The 21,078-nt window shown below is 69.8% G+C and carries 20 protein-coding genes; 8 read left to right on the forward strand and 12 right to left on the reverse strand.

Translation table 11 applies throughout. The features are described 5' to 3' along the window. Window positions 1–2: 2 nt before the first annotated feature. Genes cydD through DI276_RS45555 form a run of 3 tightly spaced genes read right to left on the reverse strand, consistent with a single transcriptional unit; the run spans window position 3 to window position 5,434 of the window. A complete protein-coding gene (gene cydD, locus DI276_RS45545) occupies window positions 3–2,996 on the reverse strand; it encodes a thiol reductant ABC exporter subunit CydD (protein ID WP_112275955.1) in 2,994 nt (997 codons plus the stop codon). Then, on the reverse strand, window positions 2,996–3,967 hold the full coding sequence (cydB, locus tag DI276_RS45550) for a cytochrome d ubiquinol oxidase subunit II (protein ID WP_112275957.1): 972 nt from the start codon (window positions 3,965–3,967) through the stop codon (window positions 2,996–2,998). Before cydB ends, cydD begins: the two co-directional genes overlap by 1 nt. Before the next feature lie 12 nt (window positions 3,968–3,979). Then, a complete protein-coding gene (locus tag DI276_RS45555; protein ID WP_112275959.1) occupies window positions 3,980–5,434 on the reverse strand; it encodes a cytochrome ubiquinol oxidase subunit I in 1,455 nt (484 codons plus the stop codon). Between the two features lie 304 nt (window positions 5,435–5,738). Between DI276_RS45555 and DI276_RS45560 the strand changes: the two genes are divergently transcribed. After that, window positions 5,739–6,341: a TMEM165/GDT1 family protein gene (locus DI276_RS45560; protein WP_232837365.1), complete on the forward strand. Its 603-nt coding sequence runs from the start codon at window positions 5,739–5,741 to the stop codon at window positions 6,339–6,341. Between the two features lie 3 nt (window positions 6,342–6,344). Here DI276_RS45560 and DI276_RS45565 read toward each other — a convergent pair whose 3' ends face one another. Further along, the gene (locus DI276_RS45565; RefSeq protein ID WP_232837366.1) at window positions 6,345–6,794 is read right to left on the reverse strand and encodes a MarR family winged helix-turn-helix transcriptional regulator; all 450 of its coding nucleotides are present in this window, start codon (window positions 6,792–6,794) and stop codon (window positions 6,345–6,347) included. A gap of 76 nt (window positions 6,795–6,870) precedes the next feature. Between DI276_RS45565 and DI276_RS45570 the strand changes: the two genes are divergently transcribed. Beyond that, window positions 6,871–7,221 (forward strand): cupin domain-containing protein, encoded by a 351-nt coding sequence (locus DI276_RS45570; protein WP_112276311.1) that lies wholly within the window; start codon window positions 6,871–6,873, stop codon window positions 7,219–7,221. A gap of 6 nt (window positions 7,222–7,227) precedes the next feature. Here the strand turns inward: DI276_RS45570 and DI276_RS50600 are convergent, their stop codons facing one another. From DI276_RS50600 to DI276_RS45595, 6 genes are read right to left on the reverse strand one after another with little or no spacing between them, the layout of a single operon-like run. Next, window positions 7,228–7,389, reverse strand: a complete 162-nt coding sequence (locus tag DI276_RS50600; protein ID WP_157985360.1) for a hypothetical protein — start codon at window positions 7,387–7,389, stop codon at window positions 7,228–7,230. Beyond that, a complete protein-coding gene (locus DI276_RS45575; protein ID WP_198681310.1) occupies window positions 7,386–9,551 on the reverse strand; it encodes a DUF5682 family protein in 2,166 nt (721 codons plus the stop codon). The genes DI276_RS50600 and DI276_RS45575 overlap by 4 nt, the downstream gene beginning before the upstream one ends. Beyond that, window positions 9,544–10,629 carry an ATP-binding protein gene (locus DI276_RS45580; RefSeq protein WP_198681311.1) on the reverse strand — a complete coding sequence of 362 codons (1,086 nt, stop codon included), beginning with the start codon at window positions 10,627–10,629 and terminating at the stop codon, window positions 9,544–9,546. The genes DI276_RS45575 and DI276_RS45580 overlap by 8 nt, the downstream gene beginning before the upstream one ends. 37 nt (window positions 10,630–10,666) lie before the next feature. Next, window positions 10,667–12,109 carry a DUF5691 domain-containing protein gene (locus DI276_RS45585; protein WP_112275962.1) on the reverse strand — a complete coding sequence of 481 codons (1,443 nt, stop codon included), beginning with the start codon at window positions 12,107–12,109 and terminating at the stop codon, window positions 10,667–10,669. Next, window positions 12,106–13,269 (reverse strand): SWIM zinc finger family protein, encoded by a 1,164-nt coding sequence (locus DI276_RS45590; protein WP_157985361.1) that lies wholly within the window; start codon window positions 13,267–13,269, stop codon window positions 12,106–12,108. Before DI276_RS45590 ends, DI276_RS45585 begins: the two co-directional genes overlap by 4 nt. Window positions 13,270–13,304: 35 nt before the next feature. Continuing rightward, window positions 13,305–14,477, reverse strand: coding sequence for a homogentisate 1,2-dioxygenase (locus tag DI276_RS45595; RefSeq protein WP_112275967.1), 1,173 nt, complete (start codon window positions 14,475–14,477; stop codon window positions 13,305–13,307). Window positions 14,478–14,547: 70 nt separating this feature from the next. On the opposite strand from DI276_RS45595, the gene DI276_RS45600 reads away from it, so the two are divergent. The 4 genes from DI276_RS45600 (at window position 14,548) to DI276_RS45615 (ending at window position 18,354) form a co-directional block, all read left to right on the forward strand. Beyond that, window positions 14,548–15,411: a hypothetical protein gene (locus DI276_RS45600; protein WP_112275969.1), complete on the forward strand. Its 864-nt coding sequence runs from the start codon at window positions 14,548–14,550 to the stop codon at window positions 15,409–15,411. Next, window positions 15,408–16,571, forward strand: coding sequence for a fumarylacetoacetate hydrolase family protein (locus tag DI276_RS45605; RefSeq protein WP_112275971.1), 1,164 nt, complete (start codon window positions 15,408–15,410; stop codon window positions 16,569–16,571). The genes DI276_RS45600 and DI276_RS45605 overlap by 4 nt, the downstream gene beginning before the upstream one ends. Beyond that, complete coding sequence (locus DI276_RS45610; protein ID WP_112275973.1) at window positions 16,571–17,203, forward strand: IclR family transcriptional regulator; 633 nt, start codon at window positions 16,571–16,573, stop codon at window positions 17,201–17,203. Before DI276_RS45605 ends, DI276_RS45610 begins: the two co-directional genes overlap by 1 nt. 65 nt (window positions 17,204–17,268) lie before the next feature. Further along, complete coding sequence (locus tag DI276_RS45615; protein WP_232837367.1) at window positions 17,269–18,354, forward strand: VWA domain-containing protein; 1,086 nt, start codon at window positions 17,269–17,271, stop codon at window positions 18,352–18,354. Here the strand turns inward: DI276_RS45615 and DI276_RS45620 are convergent. Continuing rightward, entirely contained in the window at window positions 18,351–18,806 is a 456-nt protein-coding gene (locus tag DI276_RS45620) for a hypothetical protein (protein ID WP_112275975.1), read from the reverse strand. The two genes, DI276_RS45615 and DI276_RS45620, sit on opposite strands and share 4 nt — an antisense overlap. Beyond that, entirely contained in the window at window positions 18,803–19,267 is a 465-nt protein-coding gene (locus tag DI276_RS45625) for a hypothetical protein (protein WP_232837368.1), read from the reverse strand. The genes DI276_RS45620 and DI276_RS45625 overlap by 4 nt, the downstream gene beginning before the upstream one ends. A 78-nt stretch (window positions 19,268–19,345) precedes the next feature. Here DI276_RS45625 and DI276_RS45630 point away from each other — a divergent pair, with 78 nt between their 5' ends. Both DI276_RS45630 and DI276_RS45635 read left to right on the forward strand, forming a co-directional pair. Next, window positions 19,346–20,110: a DUF2470 domain-containing protein gene (locus DI276_RS45630; protein WP_232837369.1), complete on the forward strand. Its 765-nt coding sequence runs from the start codon at window positions 19,346–19,348 to the stop codon at window positions 20,108–20,110. A 247-nt stretch (window positions 20,111–20,357) separates the two neighbouring features. After that, window positions 20,358–21,056: a CPBP family intramembrane glutamic endopeptidase gene (locus tag DI276_RS45635; protein ID WP_112276317.1), complete on the forward strand. Its 699-nt coding sequence runs from the start codon at window positions 20,358–20,360 to the stop codon at window positions 21,054–21,056. Window positions 21,057–21,078 lie beyond the last annotated feature (22 nt).

Raw genomic sequence — 21,078 nt, forward strand, 5'->3', positions numbered from 1 at the left:
CCTCAACGGTATGCGGGCGTGCCGAGGTCCAGCACGAGGTCCGCTCTCGCGGCCTCGTCCGGGCGGTGGGTGATGTGCAAGATCGTCCTGCCGTCCTGCCTGAGCTGGTCGAGGAGCTTCCGCGCGGTCGGTTCGTCCAGGTGGGCCGTCGGCTCGTCGAGCAGCACCACGTCGGCGTCGTGCAGCAACGCCCTGGCCAGCGCGAGCCGTTGCGCCTCGCCGCCCGACACCTGGTCCGGCCGGATCACGGTGTCGAGCCGGTCGGCCCACTCCGGCAGGCACGCCTTTCGCAACGCGTCCTGCAACGCGTCGTCGTTGTGCTGGCCCGACATCCGCAGGTTCTCCCGGACGGTCGTGCTGACCAACATCGGCTCCTGCGGGCACCAGGTGGCGCGGGGCAGCTCCACGATGCCGCGTTCCGGCGGCAGGAAGCCCAGGAGCAGCGCGAACAGCGTCGACTTGCCGCTGCCCGACGGCCCGACGATCGCCACGTGCGTGCCGGGCTCGACGTTGAGGTGGAGGTCCTTGAGCGTCGGCTCGGTCGCGCCTGGCCACCGGACGTCGACGTGCTCCAGCCGGATCCGCTTGCCCCTCGGGGCCTCCGGGCGTTCCGGCGCGTCGAACTGGAGCCGGGCGCCGGCCTCCTGGAGTGCCTTCCGCTGCTGAGCGGCGAGCGGCAGCGCGGCCAGCGGTTCGGCCAGGGCGAGCGGAACGAGACCCAGCACCGGGTTGCCGGTGGTGGCGCAGACGAGGGCCGCCGCACCGGTCGCGAGCAGGACGATCGCCGTGGCCGCGCCCGTGCCAAACGCTTGCTTGCGGGTCTGCCCGGCAAGTTCGACGTCTTCGGCGTGGAGGCGAGCCAGCAGGCGGTGGTGGGCGTCGTGCGCGATGAGGTCCGGTGCGGCGACGAGTGCGTTGATCGTGTCGCGGGCGACCTTGCGGCGGCCCCTGGCGAGCTTCGTGCTGGCCCGGCGCTCGGTCCACACCGCAACGGCCGGCGCGGCGAGACCTGCCGCGAGGAGCAGACCGCCCAGCGTCAGCGCGGCGACCGGGTCGATGAACGCGAACAGGATCGTGGTCGCGGTGCCGGCACCGATGGCCACGACCGGTGGCACGAGCACGCGCGGCACCAGGTCGCGGACGGTGTCGGTGTCCTCGACGAGCCGCTGCAGGCCGTCGCGGCGCTGGGTCCGGACGAGTCGCAGCCACAGCTCGGCACGCAGGTTCGTGGCGAGCTTGAACGCCTCGTGGTGCGTGACCAGGCGTTCGACGTACCGGAGCACGCCCTTGCTCAGGGCGAACGTCCGCACGCCCACGACCAGCACCGACAGCGTCAGAATCGGCGGCATCTCGGCGGCACGGGCGATCAGGTGCGCGGCGAGTGCGGTCAGCGCGATGCCGGCGAGGGTCGCCAGCACGCCCAGTCCCGCGCCCTTCCACGGGATCGGCAGGCGCTTCGGGCGTTCCTGCAGCGCCTCCTCGGTGACGACCCTGGCGAACGTCTCGTCCTCGGTCGTCTCCTTGTCACGGTGCGAGGCGAGGACGACGGCCGCCGTAGCGCTTGCTCTCTTGATCGCTTTGTCGACTTTGCGACTTGTCACCGGGTCGAGGTGGGCGGTCGGCTCGTCGAGCAACAGCACCGTGGCGCCGTGACGAACCCTCAGCAGGGCGCGCGCGACTGCGACACGTTGGCGTTCACCGGTCGAAAGATCGGTGATCTGCCGGTCGAGCAGATGTGCCGCCACGACCTCGTTCGCGACCTGCTCGATGTCGTCCGCGCCCGGAACCGTGAGCTCCAGCTCAGCGCGTGGCGTGGCAGCGGCGAACGCGGGCTTCTGCGGCACGTAAGCGATGTCGCCGGCCACGAACGCGGTACCGTCCGTCGGCTCCAGGAAGCCCAGGAGCACCTGGAACGTCGTCGACTTGCCCGCGCCGCTCGCGCCTTCGAGTCGATGAATCTCTCCTGGCCGGACGTCGAAGCTGACCCCGTCAGGCGCAAACCCACCTCGGCGCAGGACGCGGAGGTTGTCGACGTGGACAGCGCCACCGGGGACGCGCGGCCTGCTCTTGTCCTCGTGGTCGACGACCTCGGCGACGCGGCGCACCGCTTCGAGGCCGTCCTCGCTGGCGTGGTGGGCGGCTCCGGCAGCACGGAGCGGCAGATAGCACTCCGGCGCGAGGATCAGCACGACCAGTGCGGTCATCAGGGTCATGTCGCCGTGGACGAGCCGGATGCCGATGCCCACCGCGATCAACGCGACGGAAAGACTGGCCGCGATCTCCAGGACCAATGCACTCAAGAAGGCGATCTTGAGCGTGCCCATCGTGGCCTTGCGGTGCTGCTCGCCGATCTGGCGGACCGCGGTGGCCTGCTGCTTGGCGCGGCCGAACACCGTCAGGACCGGAAGAGCGCGCAGGAGTTCGAGGAGCTGGGCCGAGAGGAGTTCGGTGACGTCCGCGGCCTTCTTGACGCGCTTCTCGGTGTACCAGCCGATCAGCGCGGCGAAGACGGGGATCAGCGGCACGGTGACCGCGATCAGGACCGCCGACGGCCAGTCCGTGAAGAGGATCCACGCGCCGACCAGCGGGGGCACGATCACAGCGGTGACCAGCGCGGGCAGGTAGCGGGTGAAGTAGGCGTCGAGCGCGTCGAGGCCCTTGGTCGCGAGCACCGACAGCTCGGCCGTGCCGCGGTCGGCGATCCAGCCGGGACCGCGTTCGAACGACTTGGCCAGCAGCTGGGTGCGCAGCTCCTCCTTCGCGCCGGCGGCGGCACGGGCGGCAGCGCTTTCCGTTGCCCACGAAAGACCTGCGCGCGCCACGATCGCCACGGCGAGCAGCGGCAGTCCCTCGCGGGTGGTGATCACCGACGCCAGCGCGACGGCCTGGGCGACGAGCGCGAGGGCGTTGAGGAACGCCAGCGCGCCCACCCCGACGAGGGCGCGCCTGGCGTTCTTCGAGAGCTGGGGCAGTGCCCCCAGCGGGCCGCGCTTCATCAGTGCGCTGCCGGGATGTGCTGAACGCCGATGCGCTTGCGGAACACCCAGTAGGTCCAGCCCTGGTAGACGAGCACCGCGGGCGTGCCGAACCCGGCGACCCACGTGATCACCTGCAGCGTGTACGGGCTCGACGCGGTGTTGGCGATCGTGAGCGACCACGCGTCGTTGAGCGTCGACGGCAGCACGTTCGGATAGAGCGTGCCGAACAGGATCGCGACGCTGGCCGCGATCGCCAGTCCCATCAAGGCGAACGACTGGCCGTCGCGGTTCGCGGCCAACCGCCACATCGCCAGACCGAGCACCAGCACGACCACAGCCGCCCAGAGCCCCGCGACGATCGCCAGCAACGCGACCAGCGGGAGGAGTGCCACGGGTGCCAGCACGAGCGCCATGTGGCGGGCCCGGTCGCGGATCTCGCCCTCGGTCTTCAACGCGGTGAAGACCGCGCCGTGCACCAGCGCGTAGCCGGCGAACGCAAGCGCGCCGACGACTGTCTCCAGCCGGAACGCCGCGAACACCGAACCCACGCGGTCGCCGTTCGCGTCGATCGGCAGGCCCAGCACCGTCGTCGAGATCAGCAGACCGACGCACAGCGTGGCGGTCCACGAGCCGACGATGATCACGGTGTCCCAGGCCTTGCGCCAGCGCGCCGACTCGACCTTGCCGCGGTAGTCGAACGCGACCCCGCGCCCGATCAACGCGATGAGGAACAGGGTTAGCGGCAGGTACGCGGCGCTGAGCAGCGCCGCGTACCAGCCGGGGAAGGCCGCGAACGTGGCACCGATCGCGACGATGAGCCACACCTCGTTGCCGTCCCAGACCGGCCCGATGGTGTTGATCATGACCCGGCGTTCGGCGTTGCTGCGTCCGAGGACGGGCAGCAGCATGCCGACACCGAAGTCGAAACCTTCGAGGAACAGGTAGCCGAGCCACAGCACGGCGATCAGCACGAACCAGAGCGTTTCCACGTCGCCTCTCCCCTAGTACGCGAACGCCAGGGCGCCGTCGTCTGTCTTCTGGGGCAGTACGCCGGGGATCCCGCCTCTGACGTACTTGCGGATCAGGTAGAACTCCACGACCGCCAGCACGCTGTAGACCATGGTGAGCGCGATGAGCGAGGTCAGGATCTCGCCGGGGGTCACCCCGCTGACCGCCTGCGCGGTGAACATCCAGACACCGTCCACACCGGTCGGGTTGGGCACGACCACGAACGGCTGCCGTCCCATCTCGGTGAAGATCCAGCCGAAGCTGTTGGCCAGGAAGGGAGTCGCGATGCCGGCGAGGCCGAGAGCCGGGAACCACCAGCCGGTGGGCGTCCGGTTCTTCCGCGTCAGCCACAGCATGAAGACGCCCAGTCCGGCCGAGATCCCGCCGAACCCGATCATCAACCGGAAGCCCCAGTACGTCACCGGAAGCGCCGGCACGTAGTCGATCGGCTTGCCGCTCAGCTCACCGAGCCTGGGGTCGACCGGGTAGAACTCGCCGTACTTCTCCTGGTACATCGGCACCAGGTCCTGGATGCCCTTGACCTCGCTGCTGAAGTCGTTGTGCGCCAAGAAGCTCAGCAGCGCGGGCACGGTGATGCTCTTGACGTTCTCGCAGTCGGGCCTGGCGACGTCACCGACCGCGAAGATGCTGAAGCTCGCGGGCTGTTCGGTGTGGCACAACGCTTCCGCGGCGGCCATCTTCATCGGCTGCTGCTCGAACATCAGCTTGCCCTGCCAGTCACCGGTGATCGCGAGCGCGCTGAACGCGACCACGCCGACCCAGGTGCCGAGCTTGAGCGAGCTGCGCCAGACGCGTTCTTCTTCCGACTTCCGGTGGAGGTGCCACGCGGCGATGCCCACGAGGAACGCGCCGGCCACCGCGAACGCGCCCGCGATGGTGTGCGGGAAGGCGGCGAGCACCGTGTTGTTGGTCAGCACGGCCCAGATCGAGTTGAGGCGCGGCCGGCCGTCCTGCATCACGATGCCGACCGGGTGCTGCATCCACGAGTTGGCGGCGAGGATGAAGTACGCGCTGGCCATCGTGGCGAGGCTGAACGCCCAGGCGCAGGCGAGGTGGATCTTCTTCGGCAGCTTGTCCCAGCCGAAGATCCACAGGCCGAGGAACGTCGACTCGACGAAGAAGGCGACGATCCCCTCCATCGCGAGCGGCGCGCCGAACACGTCACCGACGAACCGCGAGTAGGCGCTCCAGGCCATGCCGAACTGGAACTCCTGCACGATGCCCGTCACGACGCCCATGGCGAAGTTGATCAGGAGGAGCTTCCCCCAGAACTTCGTCATCTTGTAGTAGCGCTCGTTGCCCGTGCGCACCCACGCGGTCTGCATCGCCGCGACGAGCAGCGACAGGCCGATCGTCAGCGGCACCATCAGGAAGTGATAGACGGTGGTGATGCCGAACTGCCACCGCGCGAGTTCGAGTACGTCCACGCTGTCGAGCCTAGGTGTGGATCATGGCCCCTTTCAGGTACGACGGTCCCGTCCCGGATCGGGACCAAGGTCCCGTGCGCGAAGTCACGCCTTTCGGGTGACATGCGTCGGTTACGATGGATTCGCCAGAGGGGAGTAGTTCCCACCGGAGCTCGCAGCCGGTGGCGTGGTGATCGACATACTGATCCGCCTTCGAGCGGATCCGGTCCCACACCCGTCTTGTACGGGCGAACGAGACCTCCGGCCGGGCTGCAGCATGCCCGGTCGGGGTCTGTTGCGCCTCCGTCCGGGCTCGATTTCGGACGTGGAGGACCTCTTGGCCACCTCATTGCTCGCGTTCATCACCGCGTTCGCGGTGGTGTTCCTCGTCGAGCTCCCGGACAAGACCATGGTCGCGACCCTGGTGCTGACCACGCGCTACCGCGCCTGGCCGGTGTTCACGGGTGTCGTGCTGGCCTTTGCCGTGCAGAGCGTGGTGGCGGCCGCGTTCGGGTCGGCACTGACGTTGCTGCCGGACCGCGTGGTGTCTCTCGTGGTCGGCCTGCTCTTCGGCGTGGGCGCGTTCTTGCTCTTGCACGAAGGGTTCTCCCGCGACGACGACTCCGCTGACGAAGCCGGAGCGCGCGCTGACGTGCCGTTCTGGCGTGCGGCGTTGACCTCGTTCGGCGTGCTGTTCGCGGCCGAGTGGGGCGACGCCTCCCAGCTCGCCACCGCCGGCATCACGGCTCGGTACGGGGCGCCGCTGATGGTCGGCCTCGGGGCCTGGCTCGCGCTGGTCGCCGTCGCGGCACTGGCCGTGCTGGTGGGACGGAAGCTGGCCGGGCGGTTGCCGACGCACTGGATCCAGCGGGTGGCCGGCGTGATCTTCGCCGGGTTCTGCCTGGTGGCGTTGTGGCAGGTGGTCTGACGGTCACCAGACCGGACGCAGACCCGGCTGGTCCTCGCCGTGCACGTGCTGCAGGTACGCGGCGAGGCCGGTCCTGATGGTGTCGAGGGTCTGCTGCCCGATCGCGTCCGCCATCTCCTGCTCCAGGTCAGACCACAGGTTGTCGGCGAACTTCAGGTAGTCGCGGCCCTTCGTGGTCAGCGTGACGTACTGCGCCCGCTTGTCCGCGGGGTGCGGCTCCCTGAGCACGTAGCCCCACTCGTCGAGCTCGTTGACGATCTTCGCCGCCGCCTGCTTGGTGACGCCGAGGTGCTGTCCGATGTCGACGGTCGTGGCGCGCTTCGCTTTGAGGAAGCGGAAGACGTAGCCGTGCGCGGGCCGCAGCGGTTCCAGGCCGATCTGCGCGAGCCGGTCGTGGAACTGGTCGCCCATGGCGCGGTACGTCATGGCGAGCAACATCGGCACCGGTTCCACTTGCACCTCCCACTAGACAACCAGGTTGACCATATTCTATGGTTAGACAACTGAGTTGACTACTTTGGAGGTTGTCTTGCTGGTTACGGGGGATTCCGTCGAGCCGTTCGAGTTCGGCGGGTTCGAGTTCCGGCCGTTCGCCGTGCCGTCGCGCGGGAGCACCGAGATCGCGCTGTGGACCGTTGACGTGCCCGAAGGCGGCGACGGGAAGCCGCACACCGCTTCGAAGGAAGAGGTGTTCTACGTGCTGTCCGGGTCGGTGACGATCCAGGGACAGACGGCGAAGGTCGGTGACGCCATCGTGGTGCCGCCGAACACCGAACTGTCGCTGACCGGTGGGCCCGCTCGGGTTCTGGTGGCGACGTCCGTGGGCATCGTCGGGACGCTGGCCGACGGCACAAAGGTCACGCCGCCCTGGTCGCTCTAGTCGCGACTAGTTCGCCGGGGAGCCCTCGTCCGGAGGGTCCGCCTCGGTGTCCGGGACCTGTTCGCGCAGGTCGTGGGCGATCTTCTTGGCCTCGTCGATGAGTTCCTGCGACTCCTCGAGCCGGCCTTCGTCTGGCGCGGTGAGGCGGTCTTCTTCCGGTGCGGTCACGCCTCTGGGATCGGCGGATCGGACGATCGTGAAACTCCGGCCATGAGCCCGCGGACGTGGGCGGCGAGCCGTTCCGCGATCTCGGAATCCCACTCGTCGTCGGAGGCGGGCTGAGGGGTCTCGCCCGCGACGACGCGTTCGCCGAGCAGGCGCCGCTCGGCGGGCGTGAAGTCGGTGATGGCACGGCGGAGCAGCGGCAGGGCGTCGTCGAACGCCTCGCCGCGCAGGCCCGTCAGCCACTCGTCGATGAGGCCGAACAGTCTGGGGTCGGCGGCCAGCAGGGTCGCCGATCCCCGCAGGAAGCCCGCCACGAACGACGTGGCGACACTTCGGTGCAGGCGGGCGGCCACGTCGTCGCTGGTCAGCTCGCCCGCTTCCCAGAGCAGGCGGGTGGCCCTGCCCGTCGGGAGGCCGTGCGCCTCCGCCTTGACGAGCGCGTGCAGGGCTCGCCACCAGGTCTGCTGGTGGTCGTCGTCGGCGGCCAGCCGGGTGGCTTCGTGGGCGCCGTCGATGGTTTGGAGCGCGTTCTCCGCGGTCTCGTCGTCGACGTTGCGGCACGCGAGCGGCAGCCCCACCGCGCCTCGCGTGAGCAGGCCGTGCAGGGCCACGCGCAGGAGCTCGGGGTCGGTGCCGCGGACCGAGCCGTAGCGGACCGTTCTGGCGAGGTCCGGCAGTGCGGCGAGGAGTTCCAGCGCATCGGTGGCCATGGCGGCGCACCGGTCGAGGGCGTTGCGGGACTCGATGACCGCTTTCTGGAGCTCGCAGCCGACTGCCTTGCTCAGCGTGGTCGCGGCGGTGGCCACGCGGGTCGCTTCTCGGGCGGCCTGAGTGAGGACGTTCTCGGCTGCCGTGTGGACGGTGGTGCCGTGCCGGGCGGCCACCGCCACGGACACGGCGAAGATCGGGTCCCAGCGCAGTTGCCAGACCTCGGCGAACGTGCCGAGGGAGTTGGAGCGGTCCGGCCTGCCCCACGGGACGCCGAGGACTTCCAGTCGCTGCAGCAGTTTCGAGCGTTCGCGGTCGGTGTCCTTGCGGAGGTCCAGCTTGAGCTGCTTGGGCTGGACGTCTGCGGGGAGGCGCAGTTTTCGTTGCAGGCGCTGAAGGTCTGCGGCCAGCGGGGAGCGCGGGACGGCTTCGCCCACCTCGCCGAGCCGTTCGCCGACGACCAGTTTGCGGTGCACCAGCTGGAGCGGGACCTCGTCGCCGCCGCAGAGGACGGCCAGCGCTGCCTCGTTGACCTCGCTCAGGCCCGCGCTTGGGCGTTCCCTCAGCGCGGCAAGGGTTTCGGCCAGGCGAACGGCTTCCACGGCGCTCGCGGTGGAGGCCGGCAGGTCTTCTTCCCTGAGGACGGCCGCGGCTTTGGCGAACCAGCGCGGGACCACGTCCTCCTGGTGGTGCCAGAGGTGGGAGTACCAGCCCGGCGAGTCGACGCCGGCGCCGTAGCCCGACTCCGCCGCCAGCTGGCCGTGGCTCCACGGGACCCAGGTGCCGGAGATCTTTCTTCTGCGCAAACCTTTCAGCAGCGCGGTGTCGGCGGCGACCGTTGGTTTCGCGAGGAGTGCCGGCACGTGCCACGCGCCGCACACCACGGCGATCGGGCCGTCGGTCTCCTTGCGCGCCTTGCGAATCGTCTGGCGCATGAACGCTTCTCTGCGCAGCGTTCGTTCGCCTACTTCGTCTTCGAACTCCTGCCGGATGGCGACCATGGCCTCGGTGATGGCGTTCGCGAGGTCGATCGGATCTGCGGCGCTGTGTTCGACGACGTCTTCCCACCAGCGTTCCGGGTCGTCGAAGCCCGCGGCCTCGGCGAGCAGGCCGATCGGGTCGACGTTGCCGCTCGGGCCGTCGTCGCCGATCGAGCTCGCTGCCGGGAGGTCGAAGAACCGTGCTTTCGCGTCGTTCTCATCGGCGTAGCGCAGCGCTTGCCACTCCGGGGAGAACTCGGCGAACGGCCAGAACGCGGCGTTCTCCGGCTCAGCCTCGTCGTGCAGCAGGATCGCGACCGGTGGGGTGAGGGCGTGGACGTGGTCGAGGAGCGCGTCGGCTTCCGGCGGGCCCTCGATCAGGATCAGTGCCGGCTGGACCTGCTCGAGCGCCCGCTTGACCATCCTGGCCGAGCCGGGACCGTGGTGGCGGATGCCGAGCAGGACCGGGTCAGTCACCGCTGACGTCCAGGCACGCCCGGTAGAGGTCACGCCACTCGGCGCGCTCCTTCAGCACGGTCTCCAGATACTCCTGCCACACCGTCGCGTCCGAGACCCGGTCCTTGATGATCGACCCGATGAGCCCGGACGCCAGCTCGTCCGCGCCGAGCGTGCCGTCACCGAAGTGGCCGGCGAGCGCCATGCCGCTGGCGATGACCGAGATGGCCTCCGCCGTGGACAGACTGCCGCTGGGTTTCTTCAGCTGCGTGCGACCGTCCACAGTGGAACCGTTGCGCAGCTCCCGGAAGATCCGCACGACCCGGCGCACCTCGTCGAGCGCCGGCGGTTCGGCCGGCAGCTGGAGCGCCTTGCCGAGCTGCTGGGCGCGGGTCACGACGATCTCGACCTCGGCGTCCTCGGTGGCGGGCGGCGGCAGCACGACGGTGTTGAAGCGCCGCGCGAGCGCCGACGACATCTGGTTGACGCCGCGGTCGCGGTCGTTGGCCGTGGCGATGACCGTGAAGCCGGGGACGGCCTGGACCTGGGTGTTGAGCTCGGGGACCGGCAGCGACTTCTCGCTCAGGATGGTGATGAACGAGTCCTGGACCTCGGACGGCATGCGGGTCAGCTCTTCGACCCGGACGACCGCGCCGCTCTGCATGGCCTTGAGGACCGGACTGGGCACGAGTGCCTTCTCGCTCGGGCCTTCGGCGATCAGCCGGGCGTAGTTCCAGCCGTAGCGGACCTGGTCCTCGCTCGTGCCCGCAGTCCCTTGGACGACGAGCGTCGAGTCACCGCTGACGGCCGCGGCGAGGTGCTCGGACAGCCACGACTTCGCCGTGCCAGGAACGCCCACGAGCAGCAGCGCGCGGTCGGTTACGAGCGTGCCGACCGCGACCTCGACCAGCCTGCGCGCGCCGACGTACTTCGGCGTGATCACCGTGCCGTCGGGAAGCGTGCCGCCGAGCACGTAGGTGACGACGGCCTGCGGTGACATGTTCCAGTTGGGCGGCCGCTGGCGGTCGTCCTGTGCCGCGATGGCTGCCAGCTCGGCGGCGTACTGCTGTTCGGCCGTCGGCCTGAGCACGGCGGTCACTGGGCCTCCTGGATGCGTTTCGTTCAAGTGTGCAGGTTCACCCTCGGTCGTCGGCCGGTGGGGCGAACGACTCGCGCAGGCGGATGCGGAGGCGGAGGACTTCCAGCTCCAGCGAGTTCTCGGGCCAACGGCGAGTCAGACCTTCCCAGTTGGCCCCGAGCAGGTCGGCGTCGCCACGCGCCAGCAGCACGGCCGGCGGGCGACCCGAACGCCAGCGCGGGTCCGGCAGTGCGGCGTAGCGGTGCAGCAGCGCGCGCGTGGTCTCCGGCGACCACGGGGCCGGCAACTGCGCACAGGCGTGGTCGAGAAGGTCGTAGTGCCAGTTCGCCGACACCGCCACGACCGCCTGCTCCGCAACGCTCGCGGGCAGCGCCGCCAGCATCTCGAGCTGTTCCATGCCGGTGAGCGTTTCGGCGGCGGCCACTGCCCACGGGCGCGGGTCGGTGGCGGCGGCCAGCTGGTCGGCGACACCCCTGAGGAGTGCGCCGGCCCACGGACCCTTCCGGAGGATCTTGGCGGCACCTCTGTCGTCGGTCTGCAGTCTCGCGGTCCAGTACCTCGGCGGAACGCTGGCCGCCGCGGCACGGATGCGGCCTGCCACACCCTTTTCCGAGCCGTCGCGCATGAGGTCGCGTTGCTCGACGGTGTCGGGCTGGGTGGTCCAGAGCTCGTCGGTCTGGACGTCGAGGCCGTCGGTGAGGCCTCGGTCGAGGCGGGCGGCGGCTCGGGCGGCCAGTGCCGAGGACGGGAGCTTGCGGAGCAGGCGGAGGGCCTCGTCGTGGACGGCTGAGGCCTTGTCGTCGAGGGCGGTTTCGAGGAGGGCTTCGTCGGCCTGGCTCAGTGCCGTTTCGAGGGCGCTGACCAGGACCTGGCGGTCGGCCGAACGGCGGGAAGTCTCGAACTCCGCGGCGATGAAGGCTGTGGTGGCTTCCGGGTCGGACTTGCGCTTGCGGCGCAGGGCGCGGACCCGTTGCGCACTGGGCAGGTCGAGAATCTCGTCAAGGGGGACCTCGTCCGTGAGCGGGGAGGTGCCCGACGCCCAGGACCAGCCTTGGCGGGTGGTGGCGAGCCAGCGGCCTCGGGTGCCGAGGACCTCGACGACCGCCGCTCGCAGGCCTGGGCGCGCGGTGCCCAGCGCCAGCAGGGCCGGGAGCACGCGGTGTTCGGCCACCACGTTGTTGGCCTTGGCGAGGGCGCACCACTCGGTGAGGAGGACCTCGTCGTCGACGCTCATGATCGCCTGCAGGACAGCGCGGGCGGCTGGGCGCGGGAGGTTCGCCGGTTCTGGTGGGGCTGCTGCGAGCGGTTCCGCAGTGGCCGGTTGCGGGAGGGTGGCGCCGAACGCGGCCACGCCCAGGGCTGCGCAGTCGGACAGCAGGGCGGTGGGGTCGCCGCCGCCGCGGGTGGTGCCGATCAGGAGGTCCTGAACGGTCTTGGACCACTCGGGGCGCTGAGCGGGCCGTGGCGGCGTCGTGGTCACGCGACCACCTCCAGGCTGCCGTCGACTGCGATGGCGCCCAGACGAAGCGCGTGGCCGTCCCAAAGACCCCAGGCGTCGAAGGGCGCACCACCGGTCAACGCCAGCGCCATGTCCAGCCCGCCGTCGTCGCGGACTGGGAGGCCGTGGCCCGAGGCATCAGCCAACGACGTGCCGCACAGGCGGACCGAGGCGCAGCCGAGCGGGAACAGGCGTTGCCACGGGTCGGCCATCAGCATCGGTTCCAGCGCCGCCAGCGCAGACCGCCACGAGTCAGGGGCCGGAACCGGATCGGGGGTGCGGGAGTCCGTCAGTTCGCCCAGGGCCACCCGGTCGGAACCCGGATAGGGGTGGACCAGGGCCGCGGATTCCTGGCCGTGCGGTAGTAGCGGGACGGGGGCGCCCACGGCCGAGTGGCGGATGGCCACCACCCAGCGGTTCGTTTGGCGGCCCCAGCACCACTGGCGGACGGTGCGGACTCGGCCGTCGTCGGTTTCCAGGCGCAGCAGGGCCACCCAGCGGTCTGACACGCCTGGCGTGGCGCGAACGGTTTCCTCCGGGATGGTCACGCCGAGGCGGGAGCGCGGTTGCACGAAGCACAGCAGGTGCAGGCCGCCCAGGCGGTCGGCCACGTCGGACGTCCAGCGCGGGCCGGAGCGAGCGACGATCTCCTGGATCTCGGCCACCGCCGCGGCCACGCCGGGGACCTGGGCGTCGATCATGCGGGCGATGAACGCCTGCCACCAGGACGCGGGACGACCCGGCAGTGAGGCCACGCCGGCGGAGGCCACGTCCAGCAGCCAGTCGCGCAGGCCCTCGATGCCCGCGGACATCGCCGCGGCTCTGCGGTCGGCCGTCTTCTCCCGCGCCCGCAAGCGCCGCGCCACGGCTTCCGGTGAGGAGTCGAGCTCGCGGGCGGCTCGGCGTTGGGTCCACTCCTCGACCCAGTCCGGCGGCAGGGCGTCCGGGATGTCGAGCTCCTGCAAGGAGACCGCGTGCTTGCAGGGGAACTTGCGGGACGGGCACGTGCACTTCGCGGAGCCCGCTGCCAGGTCGACGCAGACCCGGTACGGCACCGAGCCGGAGCCCGAGTAGAGGCCCCACAGCACCGGCAGGGCCTTGCCCAGGCCCTGCCAGCGCATCGGAACGGCTCGTGTCCTCACGGGAACCAACGGTAGCGAGGACCCCCGACAGAAAATCAGGCCGGACCGCGGCGGGCCCACGTCCACGCGTAGGCCGGGTCCTCACAGGCCTCCGCGGCCTCGCCCAGCTCCAACGGCCGGAAGGTGTCCACCATGACCGCGGTCTCGTCGAAGTAGTCGACGCCCAGCGACGCCTCTACGGCGCCGGGCTGCGGGCCGTGCGTGCAGCCGGACGGGTGCAGCGACATCGAGCCGATGCCGATGCCCGAACCCTTGCGCGCCTCGTAGTTGCCGCCCACGTAGAACATCAGCTCGTCCGAGTCGACGTTGGCGTGGTTGTACGGCACCGGGACGGCGAGCGGGTGGTAGTCGACCTTGCGCGGGCAGAACGAGCACACCACGAAGTTCGGGCCCTCGAACGTCTGGTGCACGGGCGGCGGCTGGTGCACGCGGCCGGTGATCGGCTCGAAGTCGCGGATGTTGAACACCCACGGGTACAGGTGCCCGTCCCAGCCGACGACGTCGAACGGGTGGTTGGCGTACGTGAAGCGAGTCAGCCCCGCGCGGTGCCGCACGATCACGTCGACGTCCGTGCCCTCGACGAGCAACGGCTCCTCCGGCCCGCGGATGTCCCGCTCGCAGTACGGCGAGTGCTCCAGGAACTGGCCGGCCTTGGACAGATACCGCTTGGGCGGCCCGATGTGCCCCGTCGCCTCCAGCACGAGCAACGACATCGGCGACGAAGGCACCACCCGGTACGTGCACGACGTCGGGATCACGACGTAGTCGCCGTCACCGACGGAAAGCGCACCGTAGATCGTCTCGATGACACCCGAGCCGCCCTGCACGTACAGCAGCTCGTCACCGAAAGCGTTGCGGTACAAGGGAGAAGGCACCGAAGCGACGACAAACCCGATGGTCACGTCGGGGTTCCCGAACAGCTTCCGCCGACCCGTGACGGCATCAACCTCGTCAGAAGCCCAGGTCAAGTCCCCGGTCTTGAAGTGCCGGGGCTTCAGCGGCAGGTTCGGGGAAACGGTCCCGCGCTCGTCCTTCAGCGTCTCCGCGTTCACGATCGCGGTCGGCAGGTACCGGTGGTAGAGCAGGGCCGAGTCGGCCGAGAACCCCTCGACCCCCATCAGCTCTTCCGCGTAGAGCCCACCGTCCGGTTTGCGGAACTGGGTGTGGCGCTTTCGGGGGATCTCCCCGACTTGGCGGTAGTAGGCCATGACGTCTCCGAGAGCGTTCGATTATCGGACATCTTTGTTCACTTACCGATACCCAGCTAGCGTGTCAGCCGTGTCAAGCGCTGTCGAACTCCGTGCGCCCGGTCCGCGCGGTACTCCGCCCCTGCTCGCGAGGCTTGTGGACGATGCCGCGCTGTTCCCTCCGGGGAACGCGTCGATGCCCGATGCGGTGCGCGGTCACCTCGACGGACGAGTCGGCGAGTGGTCCGGTGTCATGGGACTTTTCCTGTGCCCGGCGTCCCGTCTCGCCGAGTTGATCACCGAGCTGATCAAGGTCAAGCCGCCGAAGCCGATCGCGCTGAGCCTCGTGATCGACACCGGCCTCGGCGGTGTGCCGAAGGCCGTGTCCATCGTCGAGAGCAGAAGCGAGCTCCTGGCGCTGCGCATGGTCGAGATGCCCGCACCGTCCGATGTGGACGAGGTGTGGCTCGAGCGCGTCTCCGAGTTCGTGCCGGAGGACGTCATCCGCGTCGTGGAACCCCGCCGCGGCGGGCCCGAGTGGCTCGACGGCGTCCGCAGGGTGATCGAGCACGGCAGCTGGCCCAAGCTCCGCTGCGGTGGTCTCAGCACGGAGAACTTCCCCAGCGTCGACGAGGTCGCGGACTTCCTGTCCGTCGTCAGCGGTGGCGGGGTCGCGTTCAAGGCGACCGCCGGCCTGCACCGGGCCGTCCGCTACACCGACGAACAGAACTTCACCCACCACGGCTTCCTGAACCTCCTCGTGGCCACCGCGCGCAGCCTCAGCGGCCGCGACGTCCGCGAGGCGCTGGCCAGCACCGACGCCGAGGCTCTCACCGCGGAGGCCAAGGCGCTCAGCGACCAGGCCGCCCACGCCGTCCGCGGCGTCTTCGCGAGCTACGGCTCGTGCTCGCTCGCCGAACCAGTCGCCGACCTCGAGGAGCTTGGACTGCTGTGAGCTGGATCAGCGACCCGAACTTCACCGAAGACCAGCCGTTCGGACCGCAGACCCTCCCCTACGGCGTCGTCGACGGGGGCGTGGCCGTCCGCGTCGGCGACCAGGCGCTGCTGCTCAAGAGCCTCGCGCTCGGCAAGTGCAGCGAGTACGTCCAGGGAGACTCGCTCGACCCGCTGCTCGCAGCCGGTCGCCCGGTCTGGAGCGTCCTGCGCGCCAAGCTCAAGGAGATCGTCACGGCGACCTCCGCGCCCAAGGGTGCCGAGCTGACGAGCATCGAGTCCGCGAAGCTGCCGTTCACCGTCGGCGACTACGTGGACTTCTACTCGAGCAGGCACCACGCGGAGAACGTCGGCCGGATGTTCCGCCCCGACGGCGACGCGCTCACCCCGAACTGGACGCACCTCCCGATCGGCTACCACGGCCGCGCGGGCACGGTGTACGTCTCCGGCACGGAGATCGTCCGCCCGAACGGCCAGAAGCGCGGCAGCGAGGGCCCGAAGTTCGGCCCGTCCGAGCGCCTCGACATCGAGGCGGAGGTCGGGTTCGTCTGCGGCGGCCCGCCGGCGGCCAACGTGTCCACGAGCAGGGCGGCCGAGCACGTCTTCGGCGTCGCGCTCGTCAACGACTGGTCCGCGCGCGACATCCAGGCGTGGGAGTACCAGCCGCTCGGCCCGTTCCTCGCCAAGTCGTTCGCCACGTCGATCGGCGCGTGGATCACACCACTCGAAGCGTTCTCAGTTGCACGCGTCCCGACCCCGCCGCTGCCGAACAAGTTGCACGACTACTTGACGACGGATCAGCCCTGGGGCCTGGACATAACGATCACCGTGGAGCTGAACGACACCATCGTCGCGAGGCCTCCGTTCCGGGAGATGTCGTGGTCATTTGTGCAACAGCTGGCGCACATGACCGTGAACGGGGCTACCGTGCGCCCAGGTGATCTGTTCGCCTCCGGCACGGTCTCGGGACCGGAGAAGGACGAGCGCGGCTCGTTCCTCGAACTCAGCTGGGGCGGCAAGGAACCGTTCAAGCTCGACGACGGCTCCACGAGGTCCTTCCTGGAGGACGGCGACACGGTCAGGCTGACCGCGACGGCTCCCGGTGAAGGCGGCTCGGTGGTGGGTCTAGCCGAGGTGGTGGGGACAGTTCGGAGTGCGTGATGGTCGGAGCGACGAAAGAGAGCTCGCTGACCCTGGAACGGGGTCTGGCGCTGCTCCAGGCGGTCGCTGAGGCGGAGTCCGAGGCACCGTCGATCTCGGAGCTCGCCACGGCCATCGGCGCGTCCAGGGCCGCGGTCTACCGGCTCCTCGTGCCGCTGCAGGCGCGCGGCCTGGTGCGCCGCGAGGGCTCGAAGGTCCGCCTCGGCCTGGGCGTGCTGCGGCTCGCCTCCAACGTCCTCCCCCAGCTCCGGATGGCGGCCAACCCGGCGCTGCGGGAACTCGCGGAGAAGGTCGGTGCCACCGCGCACCTCACCGTCGCGGACGGCAGCGAGGCCCAGGCCGTCGCCGTCGTCGAACCGTCGTGGACCGCTTTCCACGTGGCGTACCGGGTGGGCTCGCGGCACCCGGTGCACCGCGGGGCGGCCGGCAAGGCCATCTCGCAGCCCGTGGACAACTGGGTCGTCTCGACGGGCGAGCTGCAGCCCAACGCGTACGGCGTCGCGGCACCGGTCCGCGGCGTCCCCGGCCTCCGCGCATCTGTTGGCGTGGTGGCACTGGAGAAGCTCGACGCGGACATCGTCGGCCCACACGTCGTGCGTGCGGCCGAAGAAGTGGCAGCGGCCCTCAAGTGAGTCCAGAAATCCCTGCAGAACGACTGCGACGCTGGCGGTTGCTCCTCGGTCCCAGTGCGGAAGACGTGGCGGAGCTCGGCGACGACGACCAACGACGTGATGGCGCGCTGACGGGCCTCTACGGCGGCGGTGGCGATCGAGGCGCCGGTCTGGGCGCCAGCTCGCCGCAGCTGCACCGGTGGCTCGGCGACGTCCGCAAGTACTTCCCCACGTCCGTCGTCCAGGTCATGCAACGGGACGCGGTCGAGAAGCTCGGCCTCAAGCAGCTGCTGCTCGAACCCGAACTGCTGGAGTCGGTCGAGCCGGACGTCAACCTCGTCAGCACCCTGCTGCAGCTCTCCCGCGCCATCCCCGCCCGCACCCGCGACACCGCGAAAGCCGTGGTGCGCAAGGTGGTCGAGGACATCGAGAAGCGGCTCACCGATCGACTCGTCGAGGCCGTCCGCGGCGCCGTGGACCGCTCGAAGCGCACCCACCGGCCGCAGCTGCCGGACGTCGACTGGGCGACGACGATCAAGGCGAACCTCAAGAACTACCAGCCGCAGCACAAAACCGTGATCGTCGAGGACCTGATCGGCCACCGCAGGCGCAGCCGCGCGGCAGCGATGCGGGACGTCATCCTGCTCGTCGACCAGTCGGGTTCGATGGCGGACTCGTTGGTGCACGCGGCAGTCCTCGGTTCGGCGCTGGCCGGCATCCGCTCGATCTCCACCAGGCTCGTCGTGTTCGACACCGAGGTCGCGGACCTGACCGATCAGCTCAGCGACCCGGTCGACCTGCTGTTCAGCGCCCAGCTCGGCGGCGGCACGGACATCAACCGCGCGGTCGCCTACGCGCAGACCCAGGTCCGCCGGCCCACCGACACGGTCATCGTGATCATCAGCGACCTGTACGAGGGCGGCTCGGAGACCGAACTGCGAAGAAGAGTCCGGGAACTGGTCGCGAGCGGCGTCACGGTCGTGAACCTGTTGGCGCTCAGCGACTCCGGCACCCCGGCCTACGACCACGAGCTGGCGGCCAAGCTGCACGCCCTGGGCGCACCCGCGTTCGCCTGCACGCCGGACAAGTTCCCCGAACTGCTGGCGGCCGCACTGCGCAAGGACGACCTCACTCAATGGGCGGAGTCCGAAGGCATCGCAACGGGCCGTTAGCGGTCCACGACCCGTCCGCGGGTGAGGAACGCCAGACCTCGCGTCATCGCCACGACACGCCCGCGCTCGTCCGGACCGGCGATCCACATCTTGCCGGTGTGCCGCACCAGCACGCGGGCCCGCTCCGGCAGTTCGGGCAGCCGCAGGTTGTTCTCGGAGCCGTCGACCGTCAGGTACGCCTGTCGCCCGATCCGCCTGCCGGGCACGAACTTCACCGACACCGGGCGGAACGGGAACCTCTCCATCAGCTGCTGGGTACCGCGGCGCTGGACGAAGTGCCGCAACCCCGGCGCGGCCAGTTCCAGCACGACGGGCACGGACAGCACGGTGAGCCACAGCCAGCCGATCATCAGCACGACGCCGAGCACGGCCAGCGCGAAGAAGATGTGCCCGACCGCGCGCCGATCCGCCCGCGCCAGGCAGGTGTCGCTCCAGGTCTCGATGATCGTCATCTGGTCACGCGCGCAGGAATCAGCTGCGGCACCCCGCGAAACGTGACGACGGTGTTGCCGGCCGAGTCCGGCGGGACGAACCACGCGCGACGATGGCGCGCAATGCGTCCGCGGAGGAGAGGACCGACGCGCACGGTCAGCAAAAGCGGCGGCGAAGACAGCACGACCAGACGCCCTCCTTCCCACTTCACATGGGCGAAATGCCACGGTTCACCTTCCGGTAAACGCACCGGACGGCGACGCGTCACCACCCACAGCACAACTGCGGCGAAGAAGAGCAGCATCAGCGCCACCGGTGAGGACCACGACCACACAAGTACCAGGACGAACTGGAGAACGAACGCCGACGCGGCGAGGACGGTCCACATGAGGGCACGACGACTCGATCGGTTGACGCAGTGCCGGGTCCACCGATCGTCCAACGCCGTCACCTCGGTGGAAGGCTTGTTGGGCACGACCACCTGTCCACCGTACAGGTGATCCTTCCCAGAATGAGTGGAGCTAAGTTAGGCTTGCCTAACCTTCGAGGAGGTGCAGCGGTGACCGACACCCAGACCAAGCGCCCACCGGCGCCGCACGCCGCCGAGCGCGCTCGCACGATCGCGGCTCGCGGTGGTCACGCCGCCCTGCTTCCTCAGGCCGGATCCCGCACCAGCCCGTTGTTCCACCACGTGCACCCGTGCGGCACCACGATCTTGCTGCTCGCCGACGAGCACCCGCTGGTGGGGCAGCTGTGGCAGGCCCCGCGGGCAGAGGTGACGGCGATGCTGGAGATCGCCGACCAGGCGCCGGTGCCGTTGCGCGAACCGGTGCGCGGCCTGCTGTGGCTCACCGGCTGGGTCACCGCGCTGGACGGCCAGGAGGCGCGCGACGAGATCCTCGCGGTCGCCGACGTGCGACCGGACCACCGGCTGCTGGACGCGGGCCACGGTGCGTCCGTGCTGCGGCTCACACCGGCGTCGATGGTGATCGCGGACGCCGAGGGCACGTCGTCGATCCGGCCGGAGCAGTTCTCCAGCGCGACGCCGGACCCGTTCTGCGGCAACGAGGACCACTGGCTGCGGCACCTGGAGCTGGCGCACCGGGATGTCGTCGGCCAGCTCGCGCGGCACTTGCCGGAGGAGCTGCAGAGCGGTCACGTGCGGCCGCTCGGGCTCGACCGGTTCGGGCTGCGGTTGCGGGTCGAGGCCGAGTGCGAGGACCACGACGTGCGGATCGCGTTCTCGAAGCCGGTCAGCACGCCCCAGGAGCTCGCCGCCGAGCTGCGCCGGTTGATGGGCTGCCCGTTCCTCTCGCAGAGGTAGTGCCGCGGCCCGGAACGTTGCCGAGCGAATTCGCGGTCAGACGGGTGCATCGTGGTGCCGCCCCCGCGTCCTCATACTGGATGTATGGGGGCGCGGAGGCGGTGCCGCGAGGCGCCCTGCTGACCGCGAATTCACCGCCCACGTTCCGGGTCGCGGCACTAACCTCGCGCGGGTGACCTTGACTGCCCCGGAGATCCAGGCTGACGAGAAGCGCGGCTACCAGCTCGAGTTGCTGATCGTCTTCAGCATGACGCTGGGGCTCTCCGGCCTGCGCAGCCTCGTGCGGCTGATCGACAGCCTGCTCCAGCCGACCCCGCTCAACCAGCAGTCCGTCGCGATCAACGTCCCGCAGGCGAAGGCCGATCTGCTGGACCTCGTGGCGCAGCTGCTCGGCGTGCTGCAGCTCGCCGCGTGGGGCGGCATCGGCCTGTACCTGTTGTGGCGCACCGGGATCAAGCTCAAGGTCATCGGGCTCGACGGAACGCGCAAGCGAGCGGACGCGGTGGGCGCCCTGGGCCTTGCCGCGATCATCGGCATCCCCGGCCTGGCGTTCTACTTCGCCGCGTGGGCGCTCGGCCTGAACCTCGCCGTGCAGCCGTCCACTTTGGACAACCAGTGGTGGATGAGCGTGGCGCTGATCCTCGCCGCCGCCGGCAACGCGTGGGCGGAGGAGGTGCTCGTCGTCGGGTACCTGATCACCCGACTCAACCAACTGGGCTGGCGGCAGTACACCGCGCTGTTCGCGGCCGCCGTGCTGCGCGGGTCGTACCACCTCTACCAGGGCTTCGGCGGCTTCGTGGGCAACCTGGTCATGGGTCTGGTCTTCGGCTTCTACTGGCAGCGCACGAAGCGGTTGTGGCCACTGGTGATCGCTCACACGATCCTCGACGTCGTCGCGTTCGTCGGTTACACAATGTTGCGCGGCAAAGTGAGCTGGTTGCCCTAATGATTCGACCGTAGAATCCAAT

The sequence above is a fragment of the Lentzea terrae genome (genome assembly GCF_003265345.1).
In the GTDB taxonomy this organism is placed as follows: Bacteria; Actinomycetota; Actinomycetes; order Mycobacteriales; family Pseudonocardiaceae; genus Lentzea; species Lentzea terrae.

Bases quoted from the DNA above. Each gene is read 5' to 3' on its own strand.
- cydD (WP_112275955.1), bottom strand. From the start codon at position 2,996: ATGAAGCGCGGCCCGCTGGGGGCACTGCCCCAGCTCTCGAAGAACGCC.
- DI276_RS45595 (WP_112275967.1), bottom strand. From the start codon at position 14,477: ATGGCCTACTACCGCCAAGTCGGGGAGATCCCCCGAAAGCGCCACACC.
- DI276_RS45610 (WP_112275973.1), top strand. From the start codon at position 16,571: ATGGTCGGAGCGACGAAAGAGAGCTCGCTGACCCTGGAACGGGGTCTG.
- DI276_RS45620 (WP_112275975.1), bottom strand. From the start codon at position 18,806: ATGACGATCATCGAGACCTGGAGCGACACCTGCCTGGCGCGGGCGGAT.
- DI276_RS45635 (WP_112276317.1), top strand. From the start codon at position 20,358: ATGACGCTGGGGCTCTCCGGCCTGCGCAGCCTCGTGCGGCTGATCGAC.